Source organism: Achromobacter sp. JD417 (assembly GCF_041879325.1).
Lineage (GTDB): Bacteria > Pseudomonadota > Gammaproteobacteria > Burkholderiales > Burkholderiaceae_B > Achromobacter > Achromobacter mucicolens.
The window spans coordinates 5,024,182-5,050,506 of record NZ_CP087159.1 but is presented as its reverse complement, the minus strand read 5'-3'; the positions used below and the strand labels follow the sequence as shown (position 1 = coordinate 5,050,506).

The following is a 26,325-nucleotide window of genomic DNA, read 5'->3' as shown; positions in this document are numbered from 1 at the left end:
CAAACCCACTGCCGCGCAGCGGCGGTCTAGAGAACCCCACCGATGCCCAAGAAGTCCGCGCTCGAGAGCGCTTCCGATCTGCCCGTTGCTCCCGGCGGCGCGGTTGCCGTGGATCGCGCCATCGCGCTCCTGCACACGTTTTCTCAAGAGCGCAAGACGCTGACGCTGACTGAACTGGCCACGGCGACGGGCTTGTACAAAAGCACGGTGCTTCGCCTCCTGGCTTCGCTGGAACACGGTTCGCTGGTGCGCAAGACGGCCGCCGGTTACGAGCTGGGCAACGAGGTGCCGCGGCTTTTCTCGGCCTACTCCAAGTCCTTCTCGATGGAGTCCGTGGTGGTTCCCGAGCTGGCGGGACTGGTCGAGAAAACGCGGGAAAGCGCGGCTTTCCACGTATTGCAGAACGGCCAGCGGATCTGCCTTTTCCGTGTGGAGTCGCCGCAACTCGTGCGGGAGCACATTCAGGTCGGCGACATCCTGCCGATTGACCGAGGCGCGGGCGCGCGCGTGCTGATGGCGTTCAATGGCGCAAAGGGAGCGCTGTACGACCGGATCCGCCGCGAAGGCGTGATCGTGATGGAAAGGGACCGGTCCTCCGAAATCTCGGGAATATCGGCGCCCGTCTTCGGCCACGGAGATGTCCTGGCGGGCGCTGTGACGTTGACCATGCCTGCGCATCGTCTCAATCATGATCATGCCCCCCTCGTGCTGGCGTGCGCCAGGCGGTTGACCAGAGAGCTCGGCGGAAAATTCCCGGACATGGCGGATCCTTTGGTCAACCCCTGAGCGGGATGATTCCGAACAGCAGCGCCGCGGCAAGCATGGCGAGAACCAGGCCAAAAACCCACGCGATGGAAGCGCGCTGGTTGTCGGCGTAGTTCAGGTCAAGCAGGCTGACCAGAAGATACGTGGAGGCGACGAGCGGGCTGAGCAGATGGATGGGCTGGCCGATCAGGGAAGCGCGCGCCATCTCGGCGGCGCCGATGCCGTAGGCGTCGGCCGTGCTGGCCAGCAACGGCAGGACGCCAAAGTAGAACGCGTCGTTGGTCAGGACGTACGTCGCCGGCGCGCTGATCAAGGCCGTGGCCGGCGCGAGATACGGGCCGAGCCAGTCCGGCATGACAAAAAGCAGGCTCTCCGACATCGCCTTCAACATGCCCGTGCCGCCGATGACACCGGTGAAAATGCCGGCCGCGAAGATCAGGGACACGACGGCCAGCACGTTGGCGGCGTGGGAGGCGACCCGCTCTTGCTGTTGCTTGAGCTGGGGATAGTTCAGCATCAGCGCAAAGGCCGTTGCCACCATGAAGAGGACGGCCAGCGGCAGGACCTCCGAAACCAAGCCATACAGCAGGGCCACTGTCAGGGCCAGGTTGGCCCACATCATTTTGGGGCGGCGATGTTCGGGCATGTCGTCCAGCGCACGCTCGATGCCTTCCAGTTGCGCGGGGTCGCGCATCACACCGATCCGCACGCGTTCGCGCATGCCAAAGATGGCGGCGACAAATACCTGGTATCCAAAACCCACCAGCATCGCGGGGATCAGCGGGAGAAAAACCTCCGCGACGTCCAGGTGCATTGCGCTGGCGGCGCGCGCCGTGGGTCCGCCCCAAGGAACGATGTTCATGATGCCGATGGACATCAGAAGGATCGTCGCCATGTACTGGAGCTTGACGCCAAGCTTGCGGTAAATCGGCAGCAGGGCGGCGGCACAGATGACATAAGTGGTGGCGCCGTCGCCGTCCAGGGCCACGATGGTGCCCATCACGGCCGTTCCCACCAGCAGACGCAACGGATCGCCTTTGGTCATGCGCACCACGCGATGAACGATGGGATCGAACAGGCCAGCGTCGGTCATGATGCTGAAGTACAGGATGCCGAACATCAGCATGATGCCGGTCGGCGCCAGCTTCCGGATGCCGTCCAGCATCATCGTCCCCAGGTCGCTCTGGTGACCGGTAAGCAGGGCGAAAACGATGGGAACGACGATCAGCCCAACCAGGGCCGACATACGCTTGGTCATGATCAACGCCATGAACGTTGCGACCATCGCATAGCCGTAAAACACAAGCATCAAGTCTCCTCGCCTCTGGTCAGGTGCAGAACCTTCGGAAGCGATGCGATACCTTGCGACGCGCTAGCGGTTCTGTCTGACAGAATGGCATTCTGTTGTACAAAATCGCAGTGTATCGTTCAGGTATTTGGGACTGATATAAGGGTTGACCCTGATCGGCGTGGCGTGGGCAGCGCAATCGAGAGGCTTCAAACGCACAACGGGCCTGACACCCAAAAGGTGACAGGCCCGTTTTCGGCGCAGAGCAGGGGCGTCGCGCGCCTGACTCCCGTCGTCAAGGATTCCCGATCAGAAACTCTCCCAATCGTCATTCGATTGCGCAGGCTTGCTATCGCCCGGCACGCGCAGCGGCGCTTTAGGCTGCGCGGCAGGCTTCGCCTCGGCGCGGCGGGGCGACGCCGGTTTGCCAGCCGCAGCCGGGCGCGACGCGCTGGGCTTGGCCAGCGCGCGTTGCGGCTTGGCAGGCGGCGGCGCAGTTGGCTCGGGCTGCGTCTCGCGCGCCTGAACAATGTGCGCCTGAGCGGGGCGCGCCTGCGCAATCTGTGCGTGCGCCACGGGGCGCGGCGCTTCGTCTTCGGCCAGGCGGAACACGCTGACCAGCTTGACCAGTGTCGCGGCCTGGGCGTTCAGGCTGTGCGCGGCCGCGGCGGATTCTTCCACCAGCGATGCGTTCTGCTGCGTGGTCTGGTCTAGCTGGTTGATGGCGTCGCCCACCTGCGAGATGCCTTGTCCCTGCTCGTGCGCGGCGGCGCCGATTTCGGCAATCAGGTCGGCCACGCGGCGCACCTGGGTGACGATGTCGTTCATCGTGCTGCCGGCCTCGCCCACCAGGCTGGAACCGGCTTCGACGTTGCCGACGCTGTCGCCGATCAGTTGCTTGATTTCCTTGGCGGCGCCGGCGCTGCGCTGGGCCAGTGCACGCACTTCGCTGGCCACGACGGCAAAGCCGCGGCCCTGTTCGCCGGCGCGGGCGGCTTCGACGGCCGCGTTCAGCGCGAGGATGTTGGTCTGGAACGCGATGGAATCGATGACGGCGATGATGTCGACGATCTTGCGCGAACTGGCGGAGATGGCGTCCATGGTGCTGACCACGTTGCCGACCACTTGGCCTCCGCGCGCGGCGGCTTCGCTGGCCGAGCCGGCCAGGCTGGCGGCCATCTGCACGGACTCCAGGTTCTGCTTGACCGCCGCGTTCATCTCTTCCATCGAGGCCGCGGTCTCTTCGACGTTGGCGGCCTGCTCTTCGGTGCGCTGGCTGAGGTCGGTATTGCCGGTGGAGATCTGGGTGGCGCCCGTGGCGATCGATTCGCTGGACTGGCGCACCTGGCTGACCAGTTGCGCCAGGTTGGCGCGCATGGCGTCCATGTTGGCGAGCACGCTGGTCTGGTCGCCGTCGCGCCGCTGCACGCGCACGGCCAGGTTGCCCTTCGCGACTTCCTGCGCGATCTGGGCCGCGTAGGCCGGTTCGCCGCCCAGGCGGCGCATGACGGAACGCACGAGGCCCAGGCCCAGGATGCTGCCGATCAGCGCGCACAGCACGATTAGCGCGGTCAGTGTCCAGAACGTGCGTTCGACTGCCGCGGCGGCGTCTTCGGTATCCAGGCGGGCCAGCTCTTCCTGGCGCTTGGCCGCTTCCATCAGGATATTGCGCGCGGCCACGTGCAGTTCGGCCGAGTCCTTGTGCAGCACGGTCATCGCGGTCGGATCGTTGCGGTCGGCCAGTCCCTTCACGTCGTTCACGGCCGCCTTGTAGCGGGTCCAGGTGTCGGCCAGCTTGCCGCCCAGGGCGCGCAGGGCAGGGTCCTGCTCCTGCTGCAGGCGGTCACGCGCCTGCAGCACCGATTTCTCGGAATCGTCGTTCAGGCGCAGTTCGTTCTGCCGGGCTTGCGGATCGGTGTTCCAGATGTAGACGTACATGCGCCGGAAGTGCGTGGCGCCTTGCCGGGCGGCATCGACGACGACGCGCAGCGGCGTGACGGTTTCCGTGTACATGGCGCGCTGCTTCTGGCTGATGCTCCAGAGCTGTTGCATGGCGATGGCGCCGACGGCCACCAGCATCAAGATGAAAAATAGCACCAGTGCAGTCAGGCTGCTCCGGAGAGAGAGATTTCTGAGTTTGGACATGATGGGCACGCGACGGGGGCGCGGAATGCGCCCTCCACCCGGCCACTACAGCACGTTTTGCTGCACTGCAATACGGGGAACTACGGGGGAAAAAGGCGGATTGGCGCTATCGGCCCACCTGCACAAGCTCCACGCGGTTGCGCCCGTTGTTCTTGGCCACGTACAGCGCCTGATCCACGCCCTTGATGAAATCGGCCGCCGTCACCGGGCCGGCCGGCGACACCGTGCCCGCGCCGGCGCTGACCGTGACGCGCCTGCCGTGCGGCGACAGCGCGTGGACGATGGCCTTTTTCTGAAGCTGGCGCTGGCAGCGTTCGGCGACCTTGCGGGCGACCTCGGCGTCGGCCTCGGGCAGCAGCACCACGAATTCCTCTCCGCCGTAGCGCGCAACCAGGTCGCGCGGCCCGTCCAGCGCCAGGCTCAGCGTTTCGGCGATTTCGATCAGGCACTTGTCGCCCTGCGTGTGGCCATACAGGTCGTTGTATTGCTTGAAGAAATCGACGTCGAAGAGCAGTACCGACAGGGGCTGGCCCTCGCTGCGCGCACGCTCCCATTCCAGTTCGAAACTGCTGTCGAAGCGCCGCCGGTTGGCGATGTTGGTCAAGCCATCCTTGAAGGACAGCACTTCCAGCTCTTTCTGCAGGCTGAGCAGCTTTTCCTCGGTCTTCTTGCGCTCGGTGATGTCGAACATGAAGCCGATCAAGGCCTCGGGCTCTCCGCTTTCCGTGCGCACGACGTGAACCACGTCGCGGATCCAGACGTACCCGTTGTCGCGAGTCAGCGCCCGGTAGTCGGCCTCGTGGTCGATGCCGGCCTGGGACTGCGAGACGCAGAAGTTCACCACGTACTCGCGATCCTCGGGGTGCATGCGCATGGCCCAGTCCTCGACGCTGACCCAGCTGTCGGCGCGCCAGCCCAGCAACGCTTCGATCTGGGGGCCGATGTAGGCGAACTTCATGGTGGCCCAATCGATCTTCCAGGGAATCGCCTTGGTCGATTCCAGCAAAGTCCTGTACACCGCGTTGTCGTTGAGAAGCGTGCTGTCGTCGGCCATGCTCGACCCTTCGTGGATTCCGATGAACGGGCACTGTAGCCCGAAGCGTGTGGTGGCGGGAATGGGGGGAGGGCGCGATCCGGGGAATGTCGACATTCGGCCCGCGCCTGCCCGCTTTACTTGCGGACCCAGCGCCCCAGTCCGGCGCCATCGTAGTACTGGATGTCAAAGCCCTGGGCCCGGCCCTGGTCCATCTTGAAGACAATCGATGCGCGCGAGCCGATCATTTCGGCTTCGCCGGCCGGTGAAAAGGCGAACGTGTCGCCGTCCCAGTGGCTCACGGGAAAGCGCATGTCCTTGGGACCCAGCACCAGCGTCAGCGCGCCTTGCGCCTCCTCGATCCGGGCGGGGCCGTAATAGGGGTTGTCGAACGTGCCGGTGTATTGCGGCAAGGCTTTGGCCGCGGCGGGCTTGGCGGGGGCGGCTTTCCCGGTCAGATCGGCCTGCGGCTCGAAAAGCACCTTCATGGCGCCGTGGTACGCCGCAAACCAGTCGCGGCTCGGCTGGCCGTACAGCGCGGTGTCGATGAATGTGGCCGCGACGGCTTCGGCCGCGCCCACCGGCGCGCCATTGGTCAGCACGACGATGCCGATGCCGGCGGACGGAACGATGCGAAATGTCGTTCCTGTACCCACCAGGAATGCGCCGGAATGTCCCATCGACGGCCTTCCGCCCGTTTCCGTGTTGACGTTGAATCCATAGCCATAAAAGCCGGAACGCGCATCCACATCGGGCGCGCGCGCACTGAAGGCCTGAGGCGACAGCGCTGGCAGCAACGCGCCGGGGGCGGCCAGCGGCTTGCCCTGGTGCTGCCCGTTGGCCAGCAGCAGCTTCAGCCACTGCGCCAGATCCACCACCGTCGAGGACACGCCGCCCGCGGGCGCCTGGGCATCGGCGTTGCGCTGGCCCGCCTGTACGAAGCGGCCGTTCTGGTAGGCATGCAGCAAGGCGCGATTGGCATGGGCCTCGAAGGCTGCATGGCGGTAACTCGTCGACGCCATGCCCAGCGGCTTGAACAGCTGCTCGTCCGCAAGCTGCTCCCAGGGTCGTTCCGCAGCCTTGGCCACGGCCTCGGCGCCTATCGTGGTGCTGAAGTTGGCGTAGTGGTACGACGTGCGAAAAGGGGTGAGCGGCACGAGGCGCAGGCGCGCGATGACCTCGTTGCGGGAAAAGCCCAGGTCCTCCAGATCGTCTCCCGCCGTGCCCGGCAGCCCGGTGCGGTGCGCGAAGAAGTCGCCGATGGTGGCGTGTTCGGACACATAGGCGTTGCTGAGCGCAAAGCCGGGCAGGTGACGCGACACGGGGTCGTCCCACGCCACCTTGCCCCGCGTGATTTCGATGGCCGCGACGGTTGCCGACAACGACTTGGAGATGGACGCGATCTGGAACACGGTGTTGGCATCCACCGGCGCGTCCTTGCCGGCCTCGCGCGTGCCGTAGCCTTGCGCCAGCACGGTCTTGCCGTCGATGACGACGGCCACGGCAAGGCCGGGCACCTGGCTGCGTTTCATGATGTCCGTGACGATGCCGGGCAAGTCCCGCACGGCGCGTTCGCGGCTGCCGGCCGGGATGGCGACCGCGTCCGCCGGCGGGTAGTCGGCGCGGGTAATCGGCACCGGCTGCGACCCGGCCGGCATGACGCCGCCCAGGGCCAGAACGATCGTTGCGGTGATGCGCGTGATGGTGTTGTTCATGTCGGCCTCAGAATCCTGCCTGGTAAGCGATGCGGAAAACGCCCTGGTTGATGCGCAGGGCCTGGTCACGCTGATGCGTCAGCCCGGCCTGCACGATCAATCCCAAGGGCGTGACGTAGGTGACTGCGCCCGATACTCCCCAATCCGTGCCGTCCTGCAAGCCATGCCGCGCCAGTGTCTGGCTGCCGCCGGTCAGCTTGCGCGCGGCGGCCGTCGCGGTAACCTGCCAGCGGTCACGAGACAACGACACCGAGGTTACGCCATTGCCGTTGGCGACCGGCGCGCCGCGAAAGGCGCTGGAGTAGGTGGCTTCGTTGAACCAGTTCAGGTGCCATGCGTTGCCCAGCGGCACGTCGTAGCTCAGGCGGGCCGACACCGTGTTGGCGCTTTTTCCCTGGTCCGGATCCAGGTGCAGCCGGCCGGCGTCCACCCCGCCCGAGACGCCCGGCAATCCGGGCAGATCGCGAAAGTCGTACGACACGACGAATGACTTGAGCTGGTCGCTGAACAGGGGCGGTTCATCGGGCCCGAGCAGGCCGCCGTCCAGGCTGAACCGGCGGTTCATGGCGGTGTTGTCGCGCTTGAACAGGATGACGGCGACCGAGTGCGCGCCGCGGCCCGCGGTGTCCAGGGTGTAGCGTCCGCCCACGCCGATCGAGCCGCGGAATTCCGAGTTCTCGTTGAATCCCGAATACAGGCCGTCCACGACGTGCCAGGCGTCGCCAAATCCCAGGTCCATCTTGCCGCCGTACAGCGCGTAGTTGTCGGCGGTGTAGGCCGCGAACAGGTTGTCCAGATTCGCGCCCAGATCGGAAAACGCGTTGTCCTGGGTGTCGTTGGTGGAAGAGTTGAAAGTTGCCTTGGTCCGGACGGAAAACGCCCGCGTAAGTTGCAGCACCAGCGCCGCCTCGGCCGTCGGTTGCACGCTGCTCCAGTGCGAGCGAAGCAGCTGGCCGTTGTCGTCCCGCACGCCAAAAAAGCCCGTGTAGCCCGTCATTAGCAGAAATCTGCCGTTCAGGCGCGGATACGAGTCGTCGCCGCCCGACAGGTCGCTGTAGGGCGTGAGGAAGATTTCGGTCTTGAATATGTCTCGCGCCTGCTGCGACCACGCATCCTGCGCGGCCAACGCCAGCAGCAGCGCCGCCGCGGCCAGGCGCGGCGCACGAAGGCGCCGCATCACCGGCCCAGCTCGGCCGCCAGTTCGCGCACCTGCGCATGGATGTTGTTGAACATCCCGAAGTTCACCCGGCTGGCGACGACGAACACGCCCAGGTCGCGGTTGGGCGACAGGACGGCGTAGGACATGAAGCCGCCGATGCCGCCGCTCTTGCCCAGCAGAAACGGCGTGCCGTTGCGCGGCAGGGTCACCACCCAGCCCAGCCCCATGCCGTCGCCATCCGTGACTTCCGTGCCCACGACGGACTTCAGCCCGTCGTACGGCAGCCACATCGTGTGGGCCAGGAGCGCGGCCTCGCGGGCTTGCCGGGCGCCATCCAGATGCCAGCGCATCCAGCGCACCATGTCGTCCGCCGTGGCATAGATTCCGGCGCTGGCGTACATGATGTCGGGCGCCACCGCATTGGGATCCGGCTTGTCGAAGGGATCCAGACCGGTCATCAGGCGTTTTTTCTGCGCCTCGGTCAGCACGTTGGTCGCGTCGGTCATGGCGGCGGGCTTGAAGACTTCGTTGGCGAGCACGGTTGAATAGTCCGCGCCGCCCGCCTTGGCCAGCGCGTCGCCCAACAGGCCATAACCCAGATTGGAGTACAGCGTGGTGGTGGCCGGCGCATAGGCCGGCTTGTGGGTGCCCATCCACTTCCAGTAATAGGCGCGGTCGAAGGCGTTGAAGGGATTCTCGGAGGGCTTGGCGTCGGGATTGGGTAATTCGCGCGGCAGGCCGGCCGAATGCGTTGCCAGATCCAGCAGCGTGATCGGCCGGCCGTTGGCGTCGACCTTGGCTTGATCGGGTGCGTACTTCGCAAGCGGATCGGTCAGCTTGAGCTTGCCCTTGGCCGCCAACGACGCGAGCACATCGCCGGCAAACACCTTGGACACCGACGCGATGCGGAAAATGGATTGGCCGTCGGGTTCGACGCCGCTGCCGGGCGCGGTCTCGCCATAGCCCTGCACAACGACGTCATCGCCGCGCACCGCCGCGATGATCAGGGCGGGCGCGCCGGCGTTCAGGTAGAGCTGCATGCCGGCCATGGAAACGGCATCCTGCAGGGCCAGGTCGGTTGCCCGGGCCGGGCCGGAAGCCAGTGCGCAGACAGCGCTCAAGGCAAGAAGGGAGATGCGCGGCAGAAGGCGGGACGTCAGCATGCGGTTCTCTCGAAGAGGCGCGGCTGGGGGTGTCCCGTCCGCATGCCGCGATGATCCCAAAATCCGCCTGCGCAGCCCTCTGCGCCAGGACGAAACAACATTCCCGCATGATGAATGGCATATTGGGCGGCGCCGCGACCGGCAAACCCGGGCTCAAAGCCCCATGCGTTCGCGCAGCGGCTTGCGATAGGCGCGGGACACGGGCCAGGCGTCGTCCACGGCCCGCATCCGGATCTGCCACTTGTCGACGCTTCTGCGGTCCACGTCCATGACATGCAACGCGTTCGCAATGGCGGTGCGGTGCACCCGGAAGAATGTCTGTTCGGGCAGCAGCGTCGACCAGACGCCGAGCGCGCGCGAGTCCAGCACCATCGATCCGTCCTCAAGCCAGATTTCGCTGTAATTGCCGGCCGAGCGCACGCCGACGATGGCCTCTGGCTGCACGCCGCGGACCACGCCGCGCATGCTCAGGTACACCACTGATGCGGCAGGGTTGCCCAGCGGCGCACGGGTGCGGCCGCTGCCGTACTTGGCCTGACCGATGAGGTTCGCGCATTGGTACAGGGCGCCGACCTCTGCGGCGGACCAGTGCCGGTGGCGCAACGTGGTGTCAAAGCCGATGATGCCTTGCAGCTTGCCGTCATGAGAGACTGGCACGCTCAGCACGCTCTTGTTGCCCTGGCGCTGGAACTCGGCCTGGATGGTGCGCGCGCTGCGCGGCAGGTCGTTGACGTCGTGGATGGCGACTGCCTGGCCCTTGACCATGAAGCGGTGCAGCCAGGCGATCAGCGTGGTGGGCACATCCTGCAGCTCGGCGACGAAAGGTTCGGTCTGGCCGCGGCACCATTCGTGCGTATTGCGCAGCCGCAGCATGTCCGGGCGGTACTCGATCATCCAGGACCGGTCGATGTCGGAGGTTTCACCCATGTAGGCAAGCTGCTCGGAGATCGCATCGTCCGCCGGCAGCTTGAGCAGGTTCATCGCGCAGTGGTAGACCCATTCCGATGACGGGTCCGGCTGGAACAGGGTGACGGGGTGAGTCTGGTATTGGCCAACATCATCCTTCACGGGCGGATCCTTTTGAGGCGGCGACGCGCTTCGGGGGCGCGCTGTCGGACGCGCGCGGCTCGGCGGATTTTCCTACCGGCGGCGCGGCATGACAACTGGCTGTTGCGGCCGGGTGCCCGGTCAGGTGGCCCAGCGAGGTGTCTGCAGCCAGGTGTCTGACACCCGTTGAGACGCCGCCACTAGCTGACGATCATCTCCGAAGGGTGTCAGACACCTGGCTGCGAATGGGTGTCAGACACCTGGCTGCGTTGTGGCACAGCCGCCCGTCGACTCGCGCTCGACGATCTGGAAACCCACGTCGACGATGCGTTCCTGCGTGCTCTCGCCGCGGCAGCGCGCCATCAGGATGCGCGCGGCCTGCGCGCCGATGTTCGCGCCGTCGACCTGCACGGTGGTCAGCGACGGCGCCAGGTGCGCGGCGAAGTCGGCGCCGCCGAACCCGCAGACCGCCAGGTCCTGCGGCACGCGCAGGCCGCGCACGCGCGCTTCGGTCAGCACGCCCTCGGCAAGCGCGTCGGCGCTACAGAAAATGGCCTGCAAGCCGGGCGCCTTGTCGAACAGCTCGGCGGCGGCGCGCCGGCCGGACGCCACATTGCTGGGCGCCGGCACCACGGCCGTGGGTACGTCGTGGCCCAAGGTTTCCAGAAAGCCAGCGCGTCGCACGGCGGCGCGCTGGTCGTCGCCGGTTGCCAGCCCCACGTTGCGCCATCCCTTGGACAGGAAGAATTCGGCCACGGCGTTACCCACCCGCCGGTGCGAAAAACCCACCAGCATGTCGAGCGGATGCGCGGTCAGGTCCCAGGTCTCGACGACGGGGATGCCGATTTCGCGCAGGCGGTGCGCGGCCGGTATGTCGCTCAGCAGGCCGGCGACGACGACGCCGTCGACCCGGCGTCCCGCCATCGCATTGAGCAAGGCTTCCTCGCGGCCGCGGTCATAGCCCATCTGACCCAGGATGAGCTGGTAGCCGTCGCGGTCGAGCTCGGCGGTCAAGGCTTCGATGGTGGGCAGGAACTGCGGCACCGAGATGATTGGGACCAGCGCCGCGACGGTGTGGCTGCGCCGCGACTTCAGGCCGCCGGCCAGCAAGTTCGGGATGTACCCCGTTTCCGTCACGGCCTGCTGGACTTTCGCGATGGTGGCTTCGGAAACGCGCCCCGGGTTGCCTAGCGCGCGCGATGCGGTGATGAGCGACACGCCAGCGGCGCGGGCGACGTCATGCAGGGTGATGGACTTGGGCTTCATGGGATGGAAGGATAGTACGGGTATGTACGGATCGCGGCGCGGCTTGCCGTGAATTTTGGACAACGTTATCATGACCGCCAGCTGCCACGTTCTCATCGCCGCCGCCAGCAAGGCTCCGCATCCCGGCGCTTTTTATTTGGGCGCGAATGACAACGTTGTCCATTGGCTTGGACATCCCAGCGCCTGCTGCCTGCAATGCCCATTCAAGACACCTGGAGACTCCCATGACCGCCCCGATCCACACCGACCGCATCGCCTGGATGCGCATCTCGTCCTGCTATCTGCCGCTGGCCACCCCGATCAGCGACGCGAAAGTGCTGACCGGCCGCCAAAAGCCGATGACCGAGGTCGCGATGCTGTTCGTCGAAGTGCAGACCGAAAACGGCGACGAAGGCATCGGCCTTAGCTACTCCAAGCGCGCCGGCGGGCCGGGCCAGTTTGCCCACGCCAAGGAGATCGCGCCCGTCCTGATCGGCGAAGACCCCAGCGATATCGGCCGGCTCTGGACCAAGCTGTGCTGGGCGGGCGCGTCGGTGGGCCGCAGCGGCCTGTCCACGCAGGCCATCGCCGCGTTCGACGTGGCGCTTTACGACCTGAAGGCCCGCCGCGCCAAGCTGCCGCTTGCCAAGCTGCTGGGCGCCTATCGCGACTCGGTCGCTTGCTACAACACGTCGGGCGGATTTCTGCACACGCCGCTGGAACAACTGCTTGTGAACGCCAGCGCGTCGCGCGAGCGCGGCATTGGCGGCATCAAGTTGAAGGTCGGCCAGCCCGACCGCCAGCTCGATATCCGCCGCGTCGAAGCCGTGCGCAAGCACCTGGGCGACGACGTGCCGCTGATGGTCGATGCCAACCAGCAATGGGACCGCCCGACGGCTCAGCGCATGTGCCGCATCTTTGAACAATTCAACCTGGTGTGGATCGAAGAGCCGCTGGACGCCTACGACCACGAAGGCCACGCCGCGCTGGCCGCCCAGTTCGACACGCCGATCGCCACCGGCGAAATGCTGACCAGCGCGGCCGAGCACAGCGAGCTGATCCGCCACCGCGCCGCCGACTACGTGCAGCCCGACGCCCCGCGCGTGGGCGGCATCACGCCGTTCCTGAAGATTCTTTCGCAGGCCGAGCAGGCCGGCGCGATGCTGGCGCCGCACTTCGCGATGGAGCTGCACGTGCACCTGGCCGCCATCTATCCGACCGAACCGTGGGTCGAGCACTTCGACTGGCTGGAGCCGCTTTTCAACGAGCGGCTGGAGATCCGGGACGGCCGCATGCTGGTGCCCAACCGGCCGGGCCTGGGCATCTCGCTCAGCGATCAGGCGCGCGCCTGGACGCGTGAAAGTGTCGAGGTCGGCAAGCGGATCTGATCCATTTCCTGTTCACGCCGCGGGCCTTGCGGCGGGACGCATGCAACACCACCGGCGCGACAGACGCCATCCCAGAGGAGACTCGCATGAAAAAATGGTTCACCACGCTCGCACTTGGCCTGGCCGTCACGGCGTCGGCCCAGGCGCAGAACTGGCCGGCCAAGCCCGTCACGATGATCGTGCCGTTCCCGCCAGGCGGTTCGACGGACCTCATCGCCCGCACGGTGGCGCCCAAGCTGCAGGAAAAGTTTGGCGCCACCTTCGTGATCGAGAACAAGCCCGGCGCGGGCGGCACGCTGGGCGCCGGGCAGGCCAAGCGCGCCGCGCCCGACGGCTACACGATCCTGGTGTCGTCGCTTGGGCCCTTCGTGATCGGCCCGCATCTGGTCAAGGATCCTGGCTACGACGCGCTCAAGGATTTTGAATACATCACGGTGGCCGTGCAGGCGCCCAACGTGCTGGTGGTCAACGCCAACTCGCAGTTCCGCGACCTGAAGGGCGTGCTGGCGTACCTGAAGGCCAACCCGGGCCGCATGACGTTCGCCTCGGCGGGCAATGGCACCTCGGACCACCTGACCGCCGAACTGTTCTGGCAGGAGACTGGCACGCAGGCCACGCACGTACCGTACAAGGGCGGCGCGCCCGCCATCGTGGATCTGCTGGGCGGCCAGGTCGACGCCAGCTTCAGCAACATCAACACCAGCCTCACCCACATCCAGTCGGGCAAGCTGCGCGCCCTGGCGGTCACGAGCGCGAAGCGTTCGCCCCTGCTGCCGGACGTGCCGACCATGGAAGAGTTGGGCCTGAAGGGCGTGACCGTGACGTCGTGGCAGGCGTTTGCCGGTCCCAAGAACATGCCCGCCGACGTTCGCGACAAGCTGCGCGGCGGCATCGTCGAGGCGCTGAACGACCCGTCGGTCAAGCCGCGTCTGCTGGAACTGGGTTTTGAGATCGTCGGCAACACGCCGGCGGAATTCACCAAGTTCCAGGCCGACGAGTTTGCCCGGTGGAAGAAGGTGATCGAAGTGGGCAAGATCACGGCAAATTGATCTTGCCGGGGGGGCAGGAGGCGGTCCCCGAGCGGGTGGTCCGCACCGTGTTCAGGCCTGATCGCTCCCGTTCGCTTCCCGCCCGATATAACCCGAAAAGTATCGGTATTCGGCCCCGACCTCCTGAGACGGGGCTTTTTATTTATGCCTTGAAGGTATCAATTCGGATTTTCAAAGTATTGGACGCGCAAAGTCGCCGGCTCTTATAAACGCCGTGTGACCACCTCTTCTACACCGCCGTCCATGCCCGCAGCCTTCATCGAACGCATCGAAACCTCTCTCGTCGACCTTCCCACCATCCGCCCGCACAAACTGTCGGTGGCCACGATGTATGGCCAGACGCTGATGCTGGTGAAGGTGTTCTGCAGCGACGGCGTGGTGGGGATCGGCGAAGGCACCACCATCGCCGGCATGGCGTACGGCCCGGAAAGCCCCGAGGCCATGAAGCTGTCGATCGACGCGTACTTCGCGCCGGCCATGATCGGCCAGGACGCCACGCGCATCCAGGCGCTGATGGCGCATCTGGGCAAGCTCGTCAAGGTCAATCACTTTGCCAAGAGCGCGCTGGAGACCGCGCTGCTGGATGCGCAGGGCAAGCGCCTGGGCGTGCCGGTCAGCGAACTGCTGGGCGGCCGCCGCCGGGACCGTCTGCCCGTGGCCTGGACGCTGGCGTCCGGCGACACCACGCGCGACATTGCGGAGGCCGAGCAGATGCTGCAAGAGCGCCGCCACCGCATCTTCAAGCTGAAGATCGGCGCGCGCGATCCGAAGACGGATATCGAGCACGTGGCCGCCATCAAGCGCGCGCTGGGCGACCGCGGTTCGGTGCGGGTCGACGTGAACATGGCGTGGAGCGAAACGCAGGCGGCCTGGGCGATTCCGGCCTTGGCGCAGGCGGGCTGCGAACTGGTGGAGCAGCCGGTGGCCAGTGCCGCGGCGCTGGCGCGGCTAATGCGCCGGTTTCCGGTGGCGCTGATGGCCGACGAGGTCTTGCAAGGCCCGGACACCGCCTTCGAGATCGCGCGCCAGCACGGCGCCGATGTCTTCGCCATCAAGATCGAGCAGAACGGCGGCCTTTTTGCGGCGCAGCGCGTGGCGGCGATTGCCGACGCGGCGGGCATCGAACTCTATGGCGGCACGATGCTGGAAGGCGCGGTCAGCACGGTGGCGTCTGCCCACCTGTTTGCAAGCTTTGCCCAGCTGCAATGGGGCACGGAGCTCTTTGGCCCCTTGCTGATCACCGAGGAAATCCTGACGCAGCCGCTGGACTACAGCGACTTCGAGCTGACCGTGCCCACCGGCCCGGGTCTGGGCATCACGCTGGACGACGACCGCGTCAAGCGCTTCACGCGCGATGGACTGGTCAAGGTCACGAACAAGAAACACTGAACACACCAAACAAACAGATAACCCACTGGAGACAGACATGAGCCTCGACGTATTCAACACGAAGGAAGTGCAGGACCTGCTGAAGGCCGCGACCAATCTGGACGGCAGCGAAGGCAACCCTCGCTTCAAGCAGATTCTGAACCGCCTGTTGAGCGACCTTTTCAAGGCCATCGACGATCTGGACATCACGCCCGATGAAGTGTGGGCGGGCGTCAATTACCTGAATCAGCTTGGCCGCGACGGCGAGGCCGCGCTGCTGGCCGCCGGACTGGGCCTGGAAAAGTACCTGGACGTGCGCATGGACCACGAAGACAAGCTGGCCGGCCTGGATGGCGGCACGCCGCGCACCATCGAAGGCCCGCTCTACGTGGCCGGCGCGCCGGTGCGCGATGGCGTGTCGCGCATCGATGCCGATCCGGATGCGAACGCCGGTCCGCTGGTGATCCGTGGCATCGTGCGCGATACCCGTGGCGAGCCGCTGGCCAATGCGGTCGTCGAGTGCTGGCATGCCAATTCCAACGGCTTTTACTCGCACTTCGACCCGACGGGCGCGCAGACCGACTTCAACCTGCGCGGCGCGGTGCGTACCGGCCCGGACGGCAAGTATGAGTTCCGCACCCTGATGCCGGTCGGCTATGGCTGTCCGCCCCAGGGCGCCACCCAGCAGCTGCTGGACGCGCTGGGCCGCCACGGCAACCGCCCGGCGCACGTGCACCTTTTTGTCAGCGCGGATCAGCACCGCAAGCTGACGACGCAATTCAATATCGAGGGCGATCCCCTCATCTGGGACGATTTCGCTTACGCCACCCGCGAAGCGTTGATCCCGCCGGTGACCGACAAGACCGGCGGCGCCGAACTGGGCCTGAAGGCAGACGCGTACAAGGAAATCGTCTTCGACGTCGTGCTCACGGGTCTTGTGCAAGGCAAGGACAACCAGATCGTCAATCGCCTGCGCGCGTCCGCCCAGGCCTGATCCCGGCAGGCATCGCCGTGACGCGATGCCGCCACCACCCCATACCTCATACCGATAACGGGCTCCGCGCGGAGCCCGGGGAGACTCTCATGGCCTCAACCCTCTCCATCCCGAGCCTGATCGATCAGGAACGGATGGGCGCCTTTCAATGGCGCGTCCTTGCCCTGTGCTTTCTGATCGCGCTGTTCGATGGCTTTGACACGCAGGCAATGGCGTTCACCGGGCCGGCGATCCTCGCGGCATTCAAGCTGCAGCCCGGCGAACTGGCGCCGATCCTCACGGCGGGCATCGTCGGCATGACGGTGGGCGCCATGACGCTGGGCCTGGTGGGCGACCGAATCGGCCGCCGTCCGGCGGCGCTGATCGGCGTGGCGGTGTTCGGGCTGGCGACGCTTGCGACGGCGGGCGCCACGCAAACGTGGCACATCCTTACGCTTCGGTTCATCGCGGGGTTGGGCATGGGCGGCTGCACGCCGATCGTGCTGGCGCTGGCGGCGGAATACGCGCCGGCACGCCATCGTGGCTCGGTGATCACCGGCGTGCTGCTGGGCCTGCCCGCGGGCGCCATGCTGGGCGGCCTGCTGGCCGCGCGCATGCTGCCGGTGATCGGTTGGGAGGGCATCTTCATCGTTGGCGGCGTGGCGCCGCTGCTGCTGCTTGGGGCGCTGGTCGTGCTGCTGCCCGAGTCGCTGCAATTCAAGGCCATGCGCGGCGACGCGGCGGGCCAGGGATATGTCGCCCGCATTCTGGCGAAGATCTCGCGCCAGCCGCTGCCGGCCGGCACGCGCTTCACGGTGCCGGAAGACGCGACGATCCGCGCCAGCGTCAAGGCGCTCTTTGCCGACGGCTATGCCCGCAAGACGCTGGCGATCTGGTCGGTGTACCTGCTGAACTGGGTGGCGTGGTTCATGCTGCTGTCGTGGCTGCCCACGGTGCTCAAGGCGGCGGGCTTGCCGGCAGACCAGGCCCCGATGGGCACGTTCACCGTGAACCTCGTGTTCATCGTGTGCGCCTTTCCGCTGTCCTACCTGATGCCGCGCGTGTCGACGCGGTCGCTGCTGATCGCGATGTTCGCGCTGGGCATTGCGGTGGCGCTGGGGCTGGGCTACGCGGGAACGGACTGGACGCTGGTGTTCATCCTGATCGGCGCGGCGGGCCTGGGCATCGGCGGCCAGCAGCTGGCGCTGAATTATCTGGTCATCGGCGCGTATCCGACGGCGCTGCGCGCCACCGCGACGGGCTGGTCCATCGGCATCGGCCGCGCCGGCGCCATCATCGGCTCGGCCATCGGCGGCACGTTCCTGGGCTGGTTCGGACCGTCGGGCTTTTTCATGGTGCTGGCCATTCCGCTGGCGGGCGCGCTGCTGGCCGTGCTGGCCGTGGACACCCGGTCGTCACAGCCCGCGCCGGGCGAGTTGTCGCGCGCGCATTGAGGGGGAGTCCGCATGAATCGATTTGAAAATCAGATCGCGCTGGTCACGGGCGCCGCGCAGGGGGTGGGACGCGCCACCGCCAAGCGGCTGGCGGCCGAAGGCGCCACCGTCGTCCTCGTCGATCGCGCCGCTGAACTGGGCGAGACCGTGGCCCGCGAGATCCGCGACGCCGGCGGGCAGGCGTCGTTCATCGATGCCGACCTGGAAACCCATGCGGGCGCGCAGCGGATGGTGCAGTACACGATGGACTCGCATGGGCGGATCGACGTGTCGGTGCACAACGTGGGCGGCACGATCTGGATGAAGCCCTTCTGGGAATACACGCCGGACGAGATGCAACGAGAGGTAACCCGGTCGCTCTGGCCCACGCTGTGGTCGTGCCGCGAGGTGATCCCGGTGATGCGCAATCAGGGCCGGGGCGCCATTGTGAACGTGGGCTCAAACGCCACCCGTGGCATTTACCGCGTGCCGTATTCCGCGTCCAAGGGCGGCGTGCACGCCGCCACCGTCTGCATGGCGCTGGAACTGGCCGAATCCGGGGTGCGCGTGAACGGCGTGGCGCCGGGCGCCCTGGACAACGGCGTGCGGGCCATCCCGCGCAACACCGAAGCCCCTTCGGAGCAGGACCGCATCTGGCAGCGGGAAATGTATACGGATTGTCTGGCCGGCACGCCCATGCACCGCATGGGCAGCATGGAAGAGGTTGCCGCGGCGATCTGCTTTCTGGCGGCGCCCGAGGCGTCGTACATCACGGGTCAGGTGATGTACGTGGCGGGTGGGCACGTGGGGTAAGGACGCCGTTCAGGCGGCGTCATGCCGCCTGAACGAGCCGCTCCAGGCTGGCGGCGCCCAAGCGGCTGAAAGAGGCCGTCAGCCGGCCCGAACCCCCGCGTGCCGGCGAGGGCGGCTGCGCCGCCTGCGTCAGGCGGCGCACCGCCTTCAGCACTTCATCCGGGTTGGCCGGCTTGCGCATCAGGACCGCGCGTTCGCCGCAGGCTTCCAGCATTTCATGTTCGGGGCGGCCGCTCAGGACCAGCACGGGCGTTTCGTGCAGGTAGGCGTTTTCCCGCATGGCGGTCAGGAGGGCGCCGCCGTCCATGCCGGGCATGGACAGATCGGTGATGACGAGGTCGGGGCGCAGCGCAATCATCTGCTGCAGCGCGGTGAGTCCGTCGGTATGCGTCGTCACGTCATAGCCTTCGCTACTCAGGAACTCGCTCATCAGGGCGACCAACGTGGGTTGGTCGTCCACCAAAAGGATTTTCTTCATGATTGTCAGTGCCGCGGACGGCTGGGAATTCGATTGTCTGCGCCATCGGCTGGCCGCGCGCTCACGCGGGCAGGGCCGGGGCATGCCGGGCTAGGCGGCAGCCGCGAGTAGGGGGGCAGTGCGTGCAGGCGAAATCCTAGGGCATGCCCGGGCCGATAGGGTGTCGTAGTTGTATCCATACGCAACCATCGGGCCGCAAGGACCTGTATAGTTCCACAGTTCGAAGGATTTCTATGGTGTTTTTCAATCCGCATAATCCTTCGGATCCTCGCATTGCGCGATTCGCGCGCCTTTCCTGATTTGGTATATCGACCTCATGCTGAAATCGCCGCAGCCCGCCAGCCGCCTTGCCTTTCCTCGCACTTTGATGGCCGGATTCGTCTTGGCGGCGGTGGCCACGCTGGTCATCGCCTTCGTCAACGTCCGGTCTGCGGACACCCGGGCGCGCGCCGTCCAGGCCATGGACCGCGCCACCGAGTCACTGCGCCAGCTCAGCCTGTTCAATTCCGCCTTGAAAGACGCCGAGATCGGGCAGCGAGGCTATCTGCTGACGGGCGACCCGTCTTATCTGGAACCCTACGTGCGCTCCGTGCCGCTGATCGAGCAGCGGTTGGCGGTCGTGAAGGAAGCCGCGAATGACAATACCGCGCAGCGCCGGATCGCCAATGACATCGCCGGCATCACGCAGCAAAAGCTGAGCGAACTGAACAACACCATCGAAATGCGCAAGGCGGGCGACGCCGAGGGCGCGATGGCGGTGGTGCGGACCGATTCGGGCAAGGACGCCATGGACCGGCTGCGCGATCTGGTCGGCGAGCTTTACGCCCTGCAGATGGATCAGATCCAGCGCGAGCGCAATGCGTGGAACCAGGCCTCGACAATCTCGACCTACTACTCTTGGACCGGCGCGCTGGTGCTGCTGGCCCTGATCCTGGCCTCGGCCGGCATGACCATCCGCGAATACCGCATCAAGGCGCGGCAGGCGTGGGTGACGACGGGCCTGACCGGTCTCAGCATGCGGCTGCGGGGCGACCTGCGCCTGGATGAAATCGGCAGGCGGGCGCTGGATTACCTGGCCGAGTACCTGCATGCCAGCGTGGGCGCGGGCTATGTTGTCAATGGTGACGATCTGGAGCTTTTTGGCGGCTACGCGCTGCCGCCCGAGCGGCTGCCGCAAAAGATCCCGCTGGCGCAGGGCCTGGCCGGCCAGTCGGCCACGTCGCGCAAGCTGCTGCACGTGCGCAACGTCCCTGCCGGCCACCTGGAAGTGTCGTCGGCCACGGGGCGCTCGACGCCGACCGAACTGGTGGTGGCGCCGGCCATGCAGTACGAGCGCGTGTATGCCGTCATCGAGCTGGGCTTCAATCATGCGGTCAGCGAGAGCGAGCGCAGCCTGCTTGAAGGCGCGTCGGAAATGCTGGCGTCGGCGATCCGGGCGGGCATGGACCGTTCGCGTCTGGAAGCGCTGCTGGCCGAGACGCAGCGCCAGTCTGAAGAGCTGCAGACTCAGCAGGAAGAGCTGCGCGTCAGCAACGAGGAGCTGGAGCAGCAAAGCCGCATCCTGCAGGAATCGCAGGCGCGCATGGAATTGCAGCAGACCGAGCTTGAGCAGACCAACCTCAACCTGGAATCCCAGACCGAACAGCTTCTGCGCGTGCAAAGCGCGCTGACGGACAAGGCGCGCCTTCTGACGCAGGCCAGCCAGTACAAGAGCGAGTTCCTGGCCAACATGAGCCACGAGCTGCGCACGCCGCTGAATTCGACGCTGATCCTGGCCAAGCTGCTGTCCGACAACAAGACGGGCAACCTGTCGGCCGACCAGGTGAAGTACGCCCAGACCATTCACGCGGCGGGACGCGACCTGCTGGCGCTCATCAACGACATCCTGGATCTGGCCAAGATCGAAGCCGGCCAGGCGACGGTGGAGGTCGAAGAGGTGGCGGTTGCCCCGGCCCTCCAGCGCCTCTTGGAACCGTTGCAGCCGCTGGCCCACGAGAAGGGGCTGACGCTGGAGCTGGATATCGCGCGCGACGTGCCCGACACCCTGCGCACGGATCCGCAGCGCCTGGGGCAGGTGCTGAAAAACCTGCTGTCCAACGCCATCAAGTTCACCGACAAGGGGTTCGTGGCGCTGCGCGTGGCGCGGGCCCCGGGACGGATGGTGTCCTTTGCGGTGCACGATACCGGCATCGGCGTGCCCGCCGAACAGCACGAACTGATTTTCGAGGCATTCCGCCAGGCCGACGGCAGCACCCACCGCAAGCACGGCGGCACCGGGTTGGGCCTGTCGATTTCGCGCGACCTGGCCAAGCTGCTGGGCGGCACGCTGTCGCTGACCAGCATCCCCGGGCAAGGCAGCGTGTTCACGCTGCTGCTGCCGATGAACCTGCTGGTTGTTTCGCCCGCGCCGTCGGCCAACGACCGGACCGATGCGCCCGCGATCCCGGCGCAACCGGCCCCGGCCACGCCCGCCGTTCCCGCCACCTCGCAGGCCGGCCCGCAAGCGCCGGCTGAGGCCGCCGAACCGGAACCCGCGCAAACGTATGCCCGCACCATCCTCGTCATCGAGGACGACGAGCGCTTTGCCGGCATTCTGGCCGATCTGGCGCACGAAATGGGCTTTGGCTGCCTGACCGCGCACACCGCGACGGATGGCCTGGCGCTGGCGTCCCAGCGGCGGCCCGACGCGATCGTGCTGGACGTGAACCTGCCCGACTTTTCCGGCCTGGGCGTGCTGGACCAGCTCAAGCGCAATCCGGCCACCCGGCACATCCCGGTCCACATCGTGTCGGTGGCGGACTACGCGCAGGAAGCGCTGGTCCGCGGCGCGGTGGGCTACGCGCTCAAGCCGGTCAAGCGCGAGGAACTGGTGCATGCGCTGCACCGGTTGGAAGCCAAGTTCACGCAGAACGTGCGGCGCGTGCTGGTCGTCGAGGACGATGACCGCCAACGCGACAGCGTGCGCGAACTGCTGGCGCGCGACGACGTCGAGATCGTGCTGGCCGCCACTGCCGGCGATGCGCTGACGCTGCTGCGCGACACCACCTACGACTGCGTGGTGATGGACCTGAACCTGCCCGACATGAGCGGTTACGAACTTCTGCGCGAAATGGCCGAGCAGGACAGCGTGTCGTTCCCGCCGGTGATCGTGTATACCGGCCGCGCGCTGTCGCGCGACGAAGAACAGCAGCTGCGCCGCTTCTCCAAGTCGATCATCATCAAGGACGCGCGCTCGCCCGAGCGCCTGCTGGACGAGGTGACGCTGTTCCTGCACCAGGTGGAAGCCGAACTGCCGCCGCAGCAGCGCCAGATGCTGGAGCTGGCGCGCAGCCGCGACACCACGCTGGAAGGCCGCACCGTGCTGGTGGTGGAAGACGACGTGCGCAACGTGTTCGCGCTGTCCAGCATCCTGGAGCCCACCGGCCTGCACGTGGAGATCGCGCGCAACGGACGCGAGGCGCTGGATGCGCTGGGCCGCGCCGGCGTGAACGGCCACCGCGCGGTCGACCTGGTGCTGATGGACATCATGATGCCGGAGATGGACGGCTACACGGCCATGCGCGAGATCCGCGCGCGGCCCGAGTGGCGCCGGCTGCCCATCATCGCCCTGACGGCCAAGGCCATGAAGGACGATCAGGAGAAGTGCCTGGCCGCGGGCGCCAACGACTACATCTCCAAGCCGCTGGACGTCGAGCGCCTCTTGTCGCTGGTGCGCGTCTGGATGCGCAAGTAGGCCGGACCGGATCAGGACACAGCGATCACGCCCATGCCGACACAGAACAAGGCGCACATCGAAGACATCGAGCAGCGGCTGCTGCTCGATGCCATCTATCACCGGTATCACTACGACTTTCGCGAGTATGCGCAGGCCTCGCTGAAACGCCGCCTGCGCACCGCGCTGGGCGAGTTCGATTGCAGAACGCTGTCGCAACTGCAGGACCGCGTGCTGCACGATCCGGCCGTCTTCACGGGCCTTCTGCAGTACCTGACGGTGCAGGTCAGCGACATGTTCCGCGACCCCAGCTACTTTCTGGCGCTGCGCCGCGAGGTTTTGCCCATCCTTCGCACCTATCCCTCGATCAAGGTGTGGGTGGCCGGTTGCAGCGCCGGCGAAGAGGTCTATTCGCTGGCCATCCTGCTGCACGAGGAAGGCCTGCTGGACCGGTCGCTGATCTATGCGACCGATATCAATCCGCACGCGCTGCGCGCGGCCGAGCAGGGCGTCTTCGACCTGGACCGGGCGGCGGCCTTCACGGCCAACCACGCGCAGTCCGGCGGGCGCAGCTCGCTGTCTGACTACTACACGGCGCGCTATGGCCGCGTGGTGTTCGACAAGTCGCTGCGTGAACACATGGTGTTCTCCGACCACAGCCTGTCCACGGACAGCGTGTTCGCCGAAGTGCATCTGGTGTCGTGCCGCAACGTGCTCATCTACTTCGAGCGCGACCTGCAGAACCGGGCGCTTGGACTGTTCCACGATGCATTGGTGCATCGCGGATTCCTGGGACTGGGGTCCCGGGAATCGGTCCGGTTCTCGGCGCAGGCCGACGGTTTTGACGACTTCGTGCTGGCGGACCGCATCTACCGCAAGAAGGCTGACCTGTGACCGCGCGCGCACCGCACCCTCGTGCCGATGCGCAGGCCGCAGCCTCCTGGGATGCGATCGTCATCGGCGGGTCCTCGGGCGCGATCGACGCCTTGAATGTCTTGCTGCCGGCGCTTCCGGCCGGCCTGCGCGCCGGTGTGGTCGTGGTGCTGCATCTGCCGTGCGACCGGCGCAGCCTGCTGCCGGACATTTTTGGCTACCGCTGCGCGTTGACCGTGCTGGAAGCCCAGGACCAGCAGCCGATACAGCCGGGCAATGTGTATTTCGCGCCACCCGGCTACCACCTGCTGGTGGATCGGGGGCCGCGCCTGGCGCTGTCGATCGACCCGCCGGTGAATTTTTCGCGCCCGTCCATTGACGTGCTTTTCCAATCCGCGGCCGATTGTTATGGCGATCGGCTGCTGGGCGTGCTGCTGTCGGGCGCCAACGAGGACGGCGCCGAAGGCCTGGCCGCCATCCAGGCTGCCGGCGGCCGCACGCTGGTGCAGTCGCCCGAGTCGGCCCCCGTGCGCACCATGCCGGACGCCGCGCTGGCGCTGGTTCCGGCGGCGCGGGCCCTGACGCCCGACGAGATTGCCGCTGTTTTCGCGCAGTTGCCCACGAGGCGGCTGCCCTGAAACCCAACCGCATTGACACCATGATCCCGACATCAGCCCCTTCCCACGACGACCGCATCAAATGCCTGCTGGTCGACGACATTCCGGAGAATCTGATTGCCCTCGAGGCGCTGCTTGCCAGCGACCGTGTCGAAGTGCTGAAGGCCCAATCCGGCCCGCAGGCGCTTGAACTGCTGCTGCGCCACGGCGACGTGGCGCTGGCGTTGCTGGACGTGCAGATGCCCGACATGAACGGCTTCGAGCTGGCCGAACTGATCCGGGGCAGCGAGCGCACGCGCCACATTCCGCTGATCTTCATCACCGCCGGCTCGCGCGAGCAGAACTGGCAGTTCCGCGGCTACGAGAGCGGCGCGGTGGACTTCCTGTACAAGCCGGTGGACCCGTACATGCTGCGCAGCAAGGCGAACGTGTTCTTCGAGTTGCACGAGCGCAAGCGTGCGCTGGCGCAGCAGCTGGAAGAACGCACCGAGGCGCTGCGGGTGAACGAAATGTTCATGGCGGTGCTGAGCCACGACCTGCGTACGCCGCTTCAGGCCATCATCATGGGCGCTACGGTGCTGCAGCGCCGCGGCGACGACGAGCGCGTGGCCAGCCTGGCGCGGCGCATGCTGCAAAGCAGCGAGCGCATGTCGTGCCTGATCGAAGACCTGCTCGATGTAACGCGCATCCGCCAGGCGGGCGGCCTTGCGCTGTCGCCGGAAGCCCTGCGCATGGATGCGCTGGTCGAGCGCACGCTGGACGAGGTGCGCACGGGCTTTCCCGAGCGCCACGTGGAGTCGCTTAGCCGCGGCGACGCGGCGGGTTCATGGGACGGCGCGCGCATCTCCCAGGTCATCGCCAACCTGGTCGGCAACGCCTTGCATCATGGCAGCAAGACCGCGCCGGTTCGCGTCGAGGTCAATGGCGAGGCCCCGTGCGAGGTTGTCGTGACGGTGTCCAATGGCGGCACCATTGCGCCCGAGCTGCTCCCGCACCTGTTCAACCCGTTCCGCAGCGGCGCGCGCCGCCCCGGCGGTCATCACGGCCTGGGCCTGGGCCTGTTCATTGCGCAACAGATCGTGGCCTCGCATGGCGGGTGCATCAGCGTGGACTCGCGCGACGACGTGACGAGTTTCCGGGTGGCCCTGCCGCGTCATGCCGAGCCGGCCGGGGCGCCGGTGATCGGCCAGCGCGTCGGCAACGCGACGCCGGCCTGATTTCCGGTTTATTGGCTGTCCCGCCGCACAGCCGCCAGGTCGTCCGGCGTATCCACATCCGCGCACACGCCTGCGTCCTCGACCGCGAGTTCGGTCACGCCATGACGCGCCAGCACGGCACGCGCGCCCACATCGCCCGACAGCGCCGCCAGCGCCGGCCAGATGGACCGCTGAAAGGCGACCGGATGTCCGCGCTGGCCACGCCAGGCCGGTGCCACGATCGGATGCAGAAGCGCCGCCTGCGCGACCCGCTGGCAGGTGTCCGGGCGGATCCACGGCATGTCGCCCAGCGCGACGAGGCAGGCGTGGATGTCCGCGCCGGCGGTCTGCATGACGTGGCGCGCGGCGGCAGCCAGGCTGTCGCCCATGCCGTCGGCGCGCGGATCGATCGTCACGACCTCGCACCCGGCCTGCGCCAGTAGCGCGGCAACGCGGTCGTTATCCGCGCGGGTGATCGCCACGACGCGTGTGGTGGCCGCGCGCAGCGTCGCCGCGGCTGCGGCCACCACGGGCACGCCGTCCGCAAGGGGCGCAAGCAATTTGTCCTGGCCCCCGGCTGCGCCGGCATAGCGCCGGCCGCGCCCGGCAGCAAGCAGGATGCCCATGCAGCGCGGGCGCGCCGCGTTGTCCGGATTGGTTTCGAGATCGAACATTTTCTTGTCAGGTTGGCGTGGCGGCCGGGCGATTTCCGTCGCTATCATCGTTTGTTGACGACGATCTTATCGGGAATTCCAGGATGCCATGTACGCGGCCGTGCGCATTGTCACGCCCGCGGCTCGCGGCCAGGCACACCGCTTGCTGGGAACCCGCCCTGGATGTCCGGGCTTCGGCCCGCCGGACGCTT

General features: G+C 66.7%; 21 protein-coding genes. 11 read left to right on the top strand and 10 right to left on the bottom strand.

The window, feature by feature from the left end:
* Positions 1 to 42 precede the first annotated feature (42 nt).
* Positions 43 to 786, top strand: coding sequence for an IclR family transcriptional regulator (locus LN047_RS23385; protein ID WP_142053462.1), 744 nt, complete (start codon positions 43 to 45; stop codon positions 784 to 786).
* On the opposite strand, the gene LN047_RS23380 is transcribed toward LN047_RS23385, so the two are convergent.
* The 8 genes from LN047_RS23380 to LN047_RS23345 form a co-directional block, all read right to left on the bottom strand.
* Positions 776 to 2,074 carry a CitMHS family transporter gene (locus LN047_RS23380; RefSeq protein WP_373980329.1) on the bottom strand — a complete coding sequence of 433 codons (1,299 nt, stop codon included), beginning with the start codon at positions 2,072 to 2,074 and terminating at the stop codon, positions 776 to 778. The genes LN047_RS23385 and LN047_RS23380 overlap by 11 nt on opposite strands.
* Positions 2,075 to 2,362: 288 nt before the next feature.
* The gene (locus LN047_RS23375) at positions 2,363 to 4,198 is read right to left on the bottom strand and encodes a methyl-accepting chemotaxis protein (protein ID WP_373980328.1); all 1,836 of its coding nucleotides are present in this window, start codon (positions 4,196 to 4,198) and stop codon (positions 2,363 to 2,365) included.
* A gap of 106 nt (positions 4,199 to 4,304) precedes the next feature.
* Positions 4,305 to 5,252, bottom strand: a complete 948-nt coding sequence (locus LN047_RS23370; RefSeq protein ID WP_373980327.1) for a sensor domain-containing diguanylate cyclase — start codon at positions 5,250 to 5,252, stop codon at positions 4,305 to 4,307.
* 116 nt (positions 5,253 to 5,368) lie between these two features.
* Entirely contained in the window at positions 5,369 to 6,946 is a 1,578-nt protein-coding gene (locus LN047_RS23365) for a serine hydrolase (protein ID WP_373980326.1), read from the bottom strand.
* Positions 6,947 to 6,953: 7 nt separating this feature from the next.
* Positions 6,954 to 8,123: a hypothetical protein gene (locus LN047_RS23360; protein WP_373980325.1), complete on the bottom strand. Its 1,170-nt coding sequence runs from the start codon at positions 8,121 to 8,123 to the stop codon at positions 6,954 to 6,956.
* Positions 8,123 to 9,268 carry a D-alanyl-D-alanine-carboxypeptidase/endopeptidase AmpH gene (ampH, locus tag LN047_RS23355; protein WP_373980324.1) on the bottom strand — a complete coding sequence of 382 codons (1,146 nt, stop codon included), beginning with the start codon at positions 9,266 to 9,268 and terminating at the stop codon, positions 8,123 to 8,125. The genes LN047_RS23360 and ampH overlap by 1 nt, the downstream gene beginning before the upstream one ends.
* A 153-nt stretch (positions 9,269 to 9,421) precedes the next feature.
* Positions 9,422 to 10,336, bottom strand: a complete 915-nt coding sequence (locus tag LN047_RS23350; protein WP_373980323.1) for a GAF domain-containing DNA-binding protein — start codon at positions 10,334 to 10,336, stop codon at positions 9,422 to 9,424.
* A gap of 231 nt (positions 10,337 to 10,567) precedes the next feature.
* Positions 10,568 to 11,581 carry a LacI family DNA-binding transcriptional regulator gene (locus LN047_RS23345; RefSeq protein ID WP_226846998.1) on the bottom strand — a complete coding sequence of 338 codons (1,014 nt, stop codon included), beginning with the start codon at positions 11,579 to 11,581 and terminating at the stop codon, positions 10,568 to 10,570.
* Between the two features lie 224 nt (positions 11,582 to 11,805).
* Here LN047_RS23345 and LN047_RS23340 point away from each other — a divergent pair, with 224 nt between their 5' ends.
* The 6 genes from LN047_RS23340 (at position 11,806) to LN047_RS23315 (ending at position 18,584) form a co-directional block, all read left to right on the top strand.
* The gene (locus LN047_RS23340; RefSeq protein WP_373980322.1) at positions 11,806 to 12,948 is read left to right on the top strand and encodes a mandelate racemase/muconate lactonizing enzyme family protein; all 1,143 of its coding nucleotides are present in this window, start codon (positions 11,806 to 11,808) and stop codon (positions 12,946 to 12,948) included.
* An 86-nt stretch (positions 12,949 to 13,034) separates the two neighbouring features.
* Positions 13,035 to 13,997 (top strand): tripartite tricarboxylate transporter substrate binding protein, encoded by a 963-nt coding sequence (locus LN047_RS23335; RefSeq protein WP_313689938.1) that lies wholly within the window; start codon positions 13,035 to 13,037, stop codon positions 13,995 to 13,997.
* 243 nt (positions 13,998 to 14,240) lie between these two features.
* Positions 14,241 to 15,386: a muconate/chloromuconate family cycloisomerase gene (locus LN047_RS23330; protein ID WP_373982179.1), complete on the top strand. Its 1,146-nt coding sequence runs from the start codon at positions 14,241 to 14,243 to the stop codon at positions 15,384 to 15,386.
* Between the two features lie 37 nt (positions 15,387 to 15,423).
* The gene (catA, locus tag LN047_RS23325) at positions 15,424 to 16,359 is read left to right on the top strand and encodes a catechol 1,2-dioxygenase (RefSeq protein WP_128829128.1); all 936 of its coding nucleotides are present in this window, start codon (positions 15,424 to 15,426) and stop codon (positions 16,357 to 16,359) included.
* 134 nt (positions 16,360 to 16,493) lie between these two features.
* On the top strand, positions 16,494 to 17,792 hold the full coding sequence (locus LN047_RS23320) for an MFS transporter (RefSeq protein WP_373982178.1): 1,299 nt from the start codon (positions 16,494 to 16,496) through the stop codon (positions 17,790 to 17,792).
* A 12-nt stretch (positions 17,793 to 17,804) separates the two neighbouring features.
* Positions 17,805 to 18,584 carry a 1,6-dihydroxycyclohexa-2,4-diene-1-carboxylate dehydrogenase gene (locus tag LN047_RS23315; protein WP_056326053.1) on the top strand — a complete coding sequence of 260 codons (780 nt, stop codon included), beginning with the start codon at positions 17,805 to 17,807 and terminating at the stop codon, positions 18,582 to 18,584.
* 19 nt (positions 18,585 to 18,603) lie between these two features.
* Here the strand turns inward: LN047_RS23315 and LN047_RS23310 are convergent, their stop codons facing one another.
* The gene (locus LN047_RS23310; RefSeq protein ID WP_254595344.1) at positions 18,604 to 19,062 is read right to left on the bottom strand and encodes a response regulator; all 459 of its coding nucleotides are present in this window, start codon (positions 19,060 to 19,062) and stop codon (positions 18,604 to 18,606) included.
* A 316-nt stretch (positions 19,063 to 19,378) separates the two neighbouring features.
* Between LN047_RS23310 and LN047_RS23305 the strand changes: the two genes are divergently transcribed.
* The 4 genes from LN047_RS23305 to LN047_RS23290 are packed head-to-tail and all read left to right on the top strand — an operon-like array spanning position 19,379 to position 25,481.
* On the top strand, positions 19,379 to 22,795 hold the full coding sequence (locus LN047_RS23305; protein ID WP_373980321.1) for a response regulator: 3,417 nt from the start codon (positions 19,379 to 19,381) through the stop codon (positions 22,793 to 22,795).
* A gap of 33 nt (positions 22,796 to 22,828) precedes the next feature.
* Positions 22,829 to 23,668 carry a protein-glutamate O-methyltransferase CheR gene (locus LN047_RS23300; protein ID WP_142053486.1) on the top strand — a complete coding sequence of 280 codons (840 nt, stop codon included), beginning with the start codon at positions 22,829 to 22,831 and terminating at the stop codon, positions 23,666 to 23,668.
* Positions 23,665 to 24,285 (top strand): chemotaxis protein CheB, encoded by a 621-nt coding sequence (locus LN047_RS23295; protein WP_373980320.1) that lies wholly within the window; start codon positions 23,665 to 23,667, stop codon positions 24,283 to 24,285. Before LN047_RS23300 ends, LN047_RS23295 begins: the two co-directional genes overlap by 4 nt.
* 20 nt (positions 24,286 to 24,305) lie before the next feature.
* On the top strand, positions 24,306 to 25,481 hold the full coding sequence (locus tag LN047_RS23290; protein ID WP_373980319.1) for a response regulator: 1,176 nt from the start codon (positions 24,306 to 24,308) through the stop codon (positions 25,479 to 25,481).
* A gap of 8 nt (positions 25,482 to 25,489) precedes the next feature.
* Here LN047_RS23290 and LN047_RS23285 read toward each other — a convergent pair whose 3' ends face one another.
* Positions 25,490 to 26,134 carry an NTP transferase domain-containing protein gene (locus LN047_RS23285; protein WP_373980318.1) on the bottom strand — a complete coding sequence of 215 codons (645 nt, stop codon included), beginning with the start codon at positions 26,132 to 26,134 and terminating at the stop codon, positions 25,490 to 25,492.
* Positions 26,135 to 26,325: the final 191 nt, after the last annotated feature.

What these genes read in the sequence shown, in the direction of transcription:
- LN047_RS23370 (WP_373980327.1), bottom strand. Translation starts at nt 5,252, where the DNA reads ATGGCCGACGACAGCACGCTTCTCAACGACAACGCGGTGTACAGGACT.
- LN047_RS23290 (WP_373980319.1), top strand. Translation starts at nt 24,306, where the DNA reads ATGATCCCGACATCAGCCCCTTCCCACGACGACCGCATCAAATGCCTG.
- LN047_RS23360 (WP_373980325.1), bottom strand. Translation starts at nt 8,123, where the DNA reads ATGCGGCGCCTTCGTGCGCCGCGCCTGGCCGCGGCGGCGCTGCTGCTG.
- LN047_RS23365 (WP_373980326.1), bottom strand. Translation starts at nt 6,946, where the DNA reads ATGAACAACACCATCACGCGCATCACCGCAACGATCGTTCTGGCCCTG.
- LN047_RS23345 (WP_226846998.1), bottom strand. Translation starts at nt 11,581, where the DNA reads ATGAAGCCCAAGTCCATCACCCTGCATGACGTCGCCCGCGCCGCTGGC.
- LN047_RS23305 (WP_373980321.1), top strand. Translation starts at nt 19,379, where the DNA reads ATGCTGAAATCGCCGCAGCCCGCCAGCCGCCTTGCCTTTCCTCGCACT.
- LN047_RS23330 (WP_373982179.1), top strand. Translation starts at nt 14,241, where the DNA reads ATGCCCGCAGCCTTCATCGAACGCATCGAAACCTCTCTCGTCGACCTT.
- catA (WP_128829128.1), top strand. Translation starts at nt 15,424, where the DNA reads ATGAGCCTCGACGTATTCAACACGAAGGAAGTGCAGGACCTGCTGAAG.
- LN047_RS23310 (WP_254595344.1), bottom strand. Translation starts at nt 19,062, where the DNA reads ATGAAGAAAATCCTTTTGGTGGACGACCAACCCACGTTGGTCGCCCTG.
- LN047_RS23335 (WP_313689938.1), top strand. Translation starts at nt 13,035, where the DNA reads ATGAAAAAATGGTTCACCACGCTCGCACTTGGCCTGGCCGTCACGGCG.
- LN047_RS23340 (WP_373980322.1), top strand. Translation starts at nt 11,806, where the DNA reads ATGACCGCCCCGATCCACACCGACCGCATCGCCTGGATGCGCATCTCG.
- LN047_RS23320 (WP_373982178.1), top strand. Translation starts at nt 16,494, where the DNA reads ATGGGCGCCTTTCAATGGCGCGTCCTTGCCCTGTGCTTTCTGATCGCG.
- LN047_RS23300 (WP_142053486.1), top strand. Translation starts at nt 22,829, where the DNA reads ATGCCGACACAGAACAAGGCGCACATCGAAGACATCGAGCAGCGGCTG.
- ampH (WP_373980324.1), bottom strand. Translation starts at nt 9,268, where the DNA reads ATGCTGACGTCCCGCCTTCTGCCGCGCATCTCCCTTCTTGCCTTGAGC.
- LN047_RS23315 (WP_056326053.1), top strand. Translation starts at nt 17,805, where the DNA reads ATGAATCGATTTGAAAATCAGATCGCGCTGGTCACGGGCGCCGCGCAG.
- LN047_RS23380 (WP_373980329.1), bottom strand. Translation starts at nt 2,074, where the DNA reads ATGCTTGTGTTTTACGGCTATGCGATGGTCGCAACGTTCATGGCGTTG.
- LN047_RS23375 (WP_373980328.1), bottom strand. Translation starts at nt 4,198, where the DNA reads ATGTCCAAACTCAGAAATCTCTCTCTCCGGAGCAGCCTGACTGCACTG.
- LN047_RS23385 (WP_142053462.1), top strand. Translation starts at nt 43, where the DNA reads ATGCCCAAGAAGTCCGCGCTCGAGAGCGCTTCCGATCTGCCCGTTGCT.
- LN047_RS23285 (WP_373980318.1), bottom strand. Translation starts at nt 26,134, where the DNA reads ATGTTCGATCTCGAAACCAATCCGGACAACGCGGCGCGCCCGCGCTGC.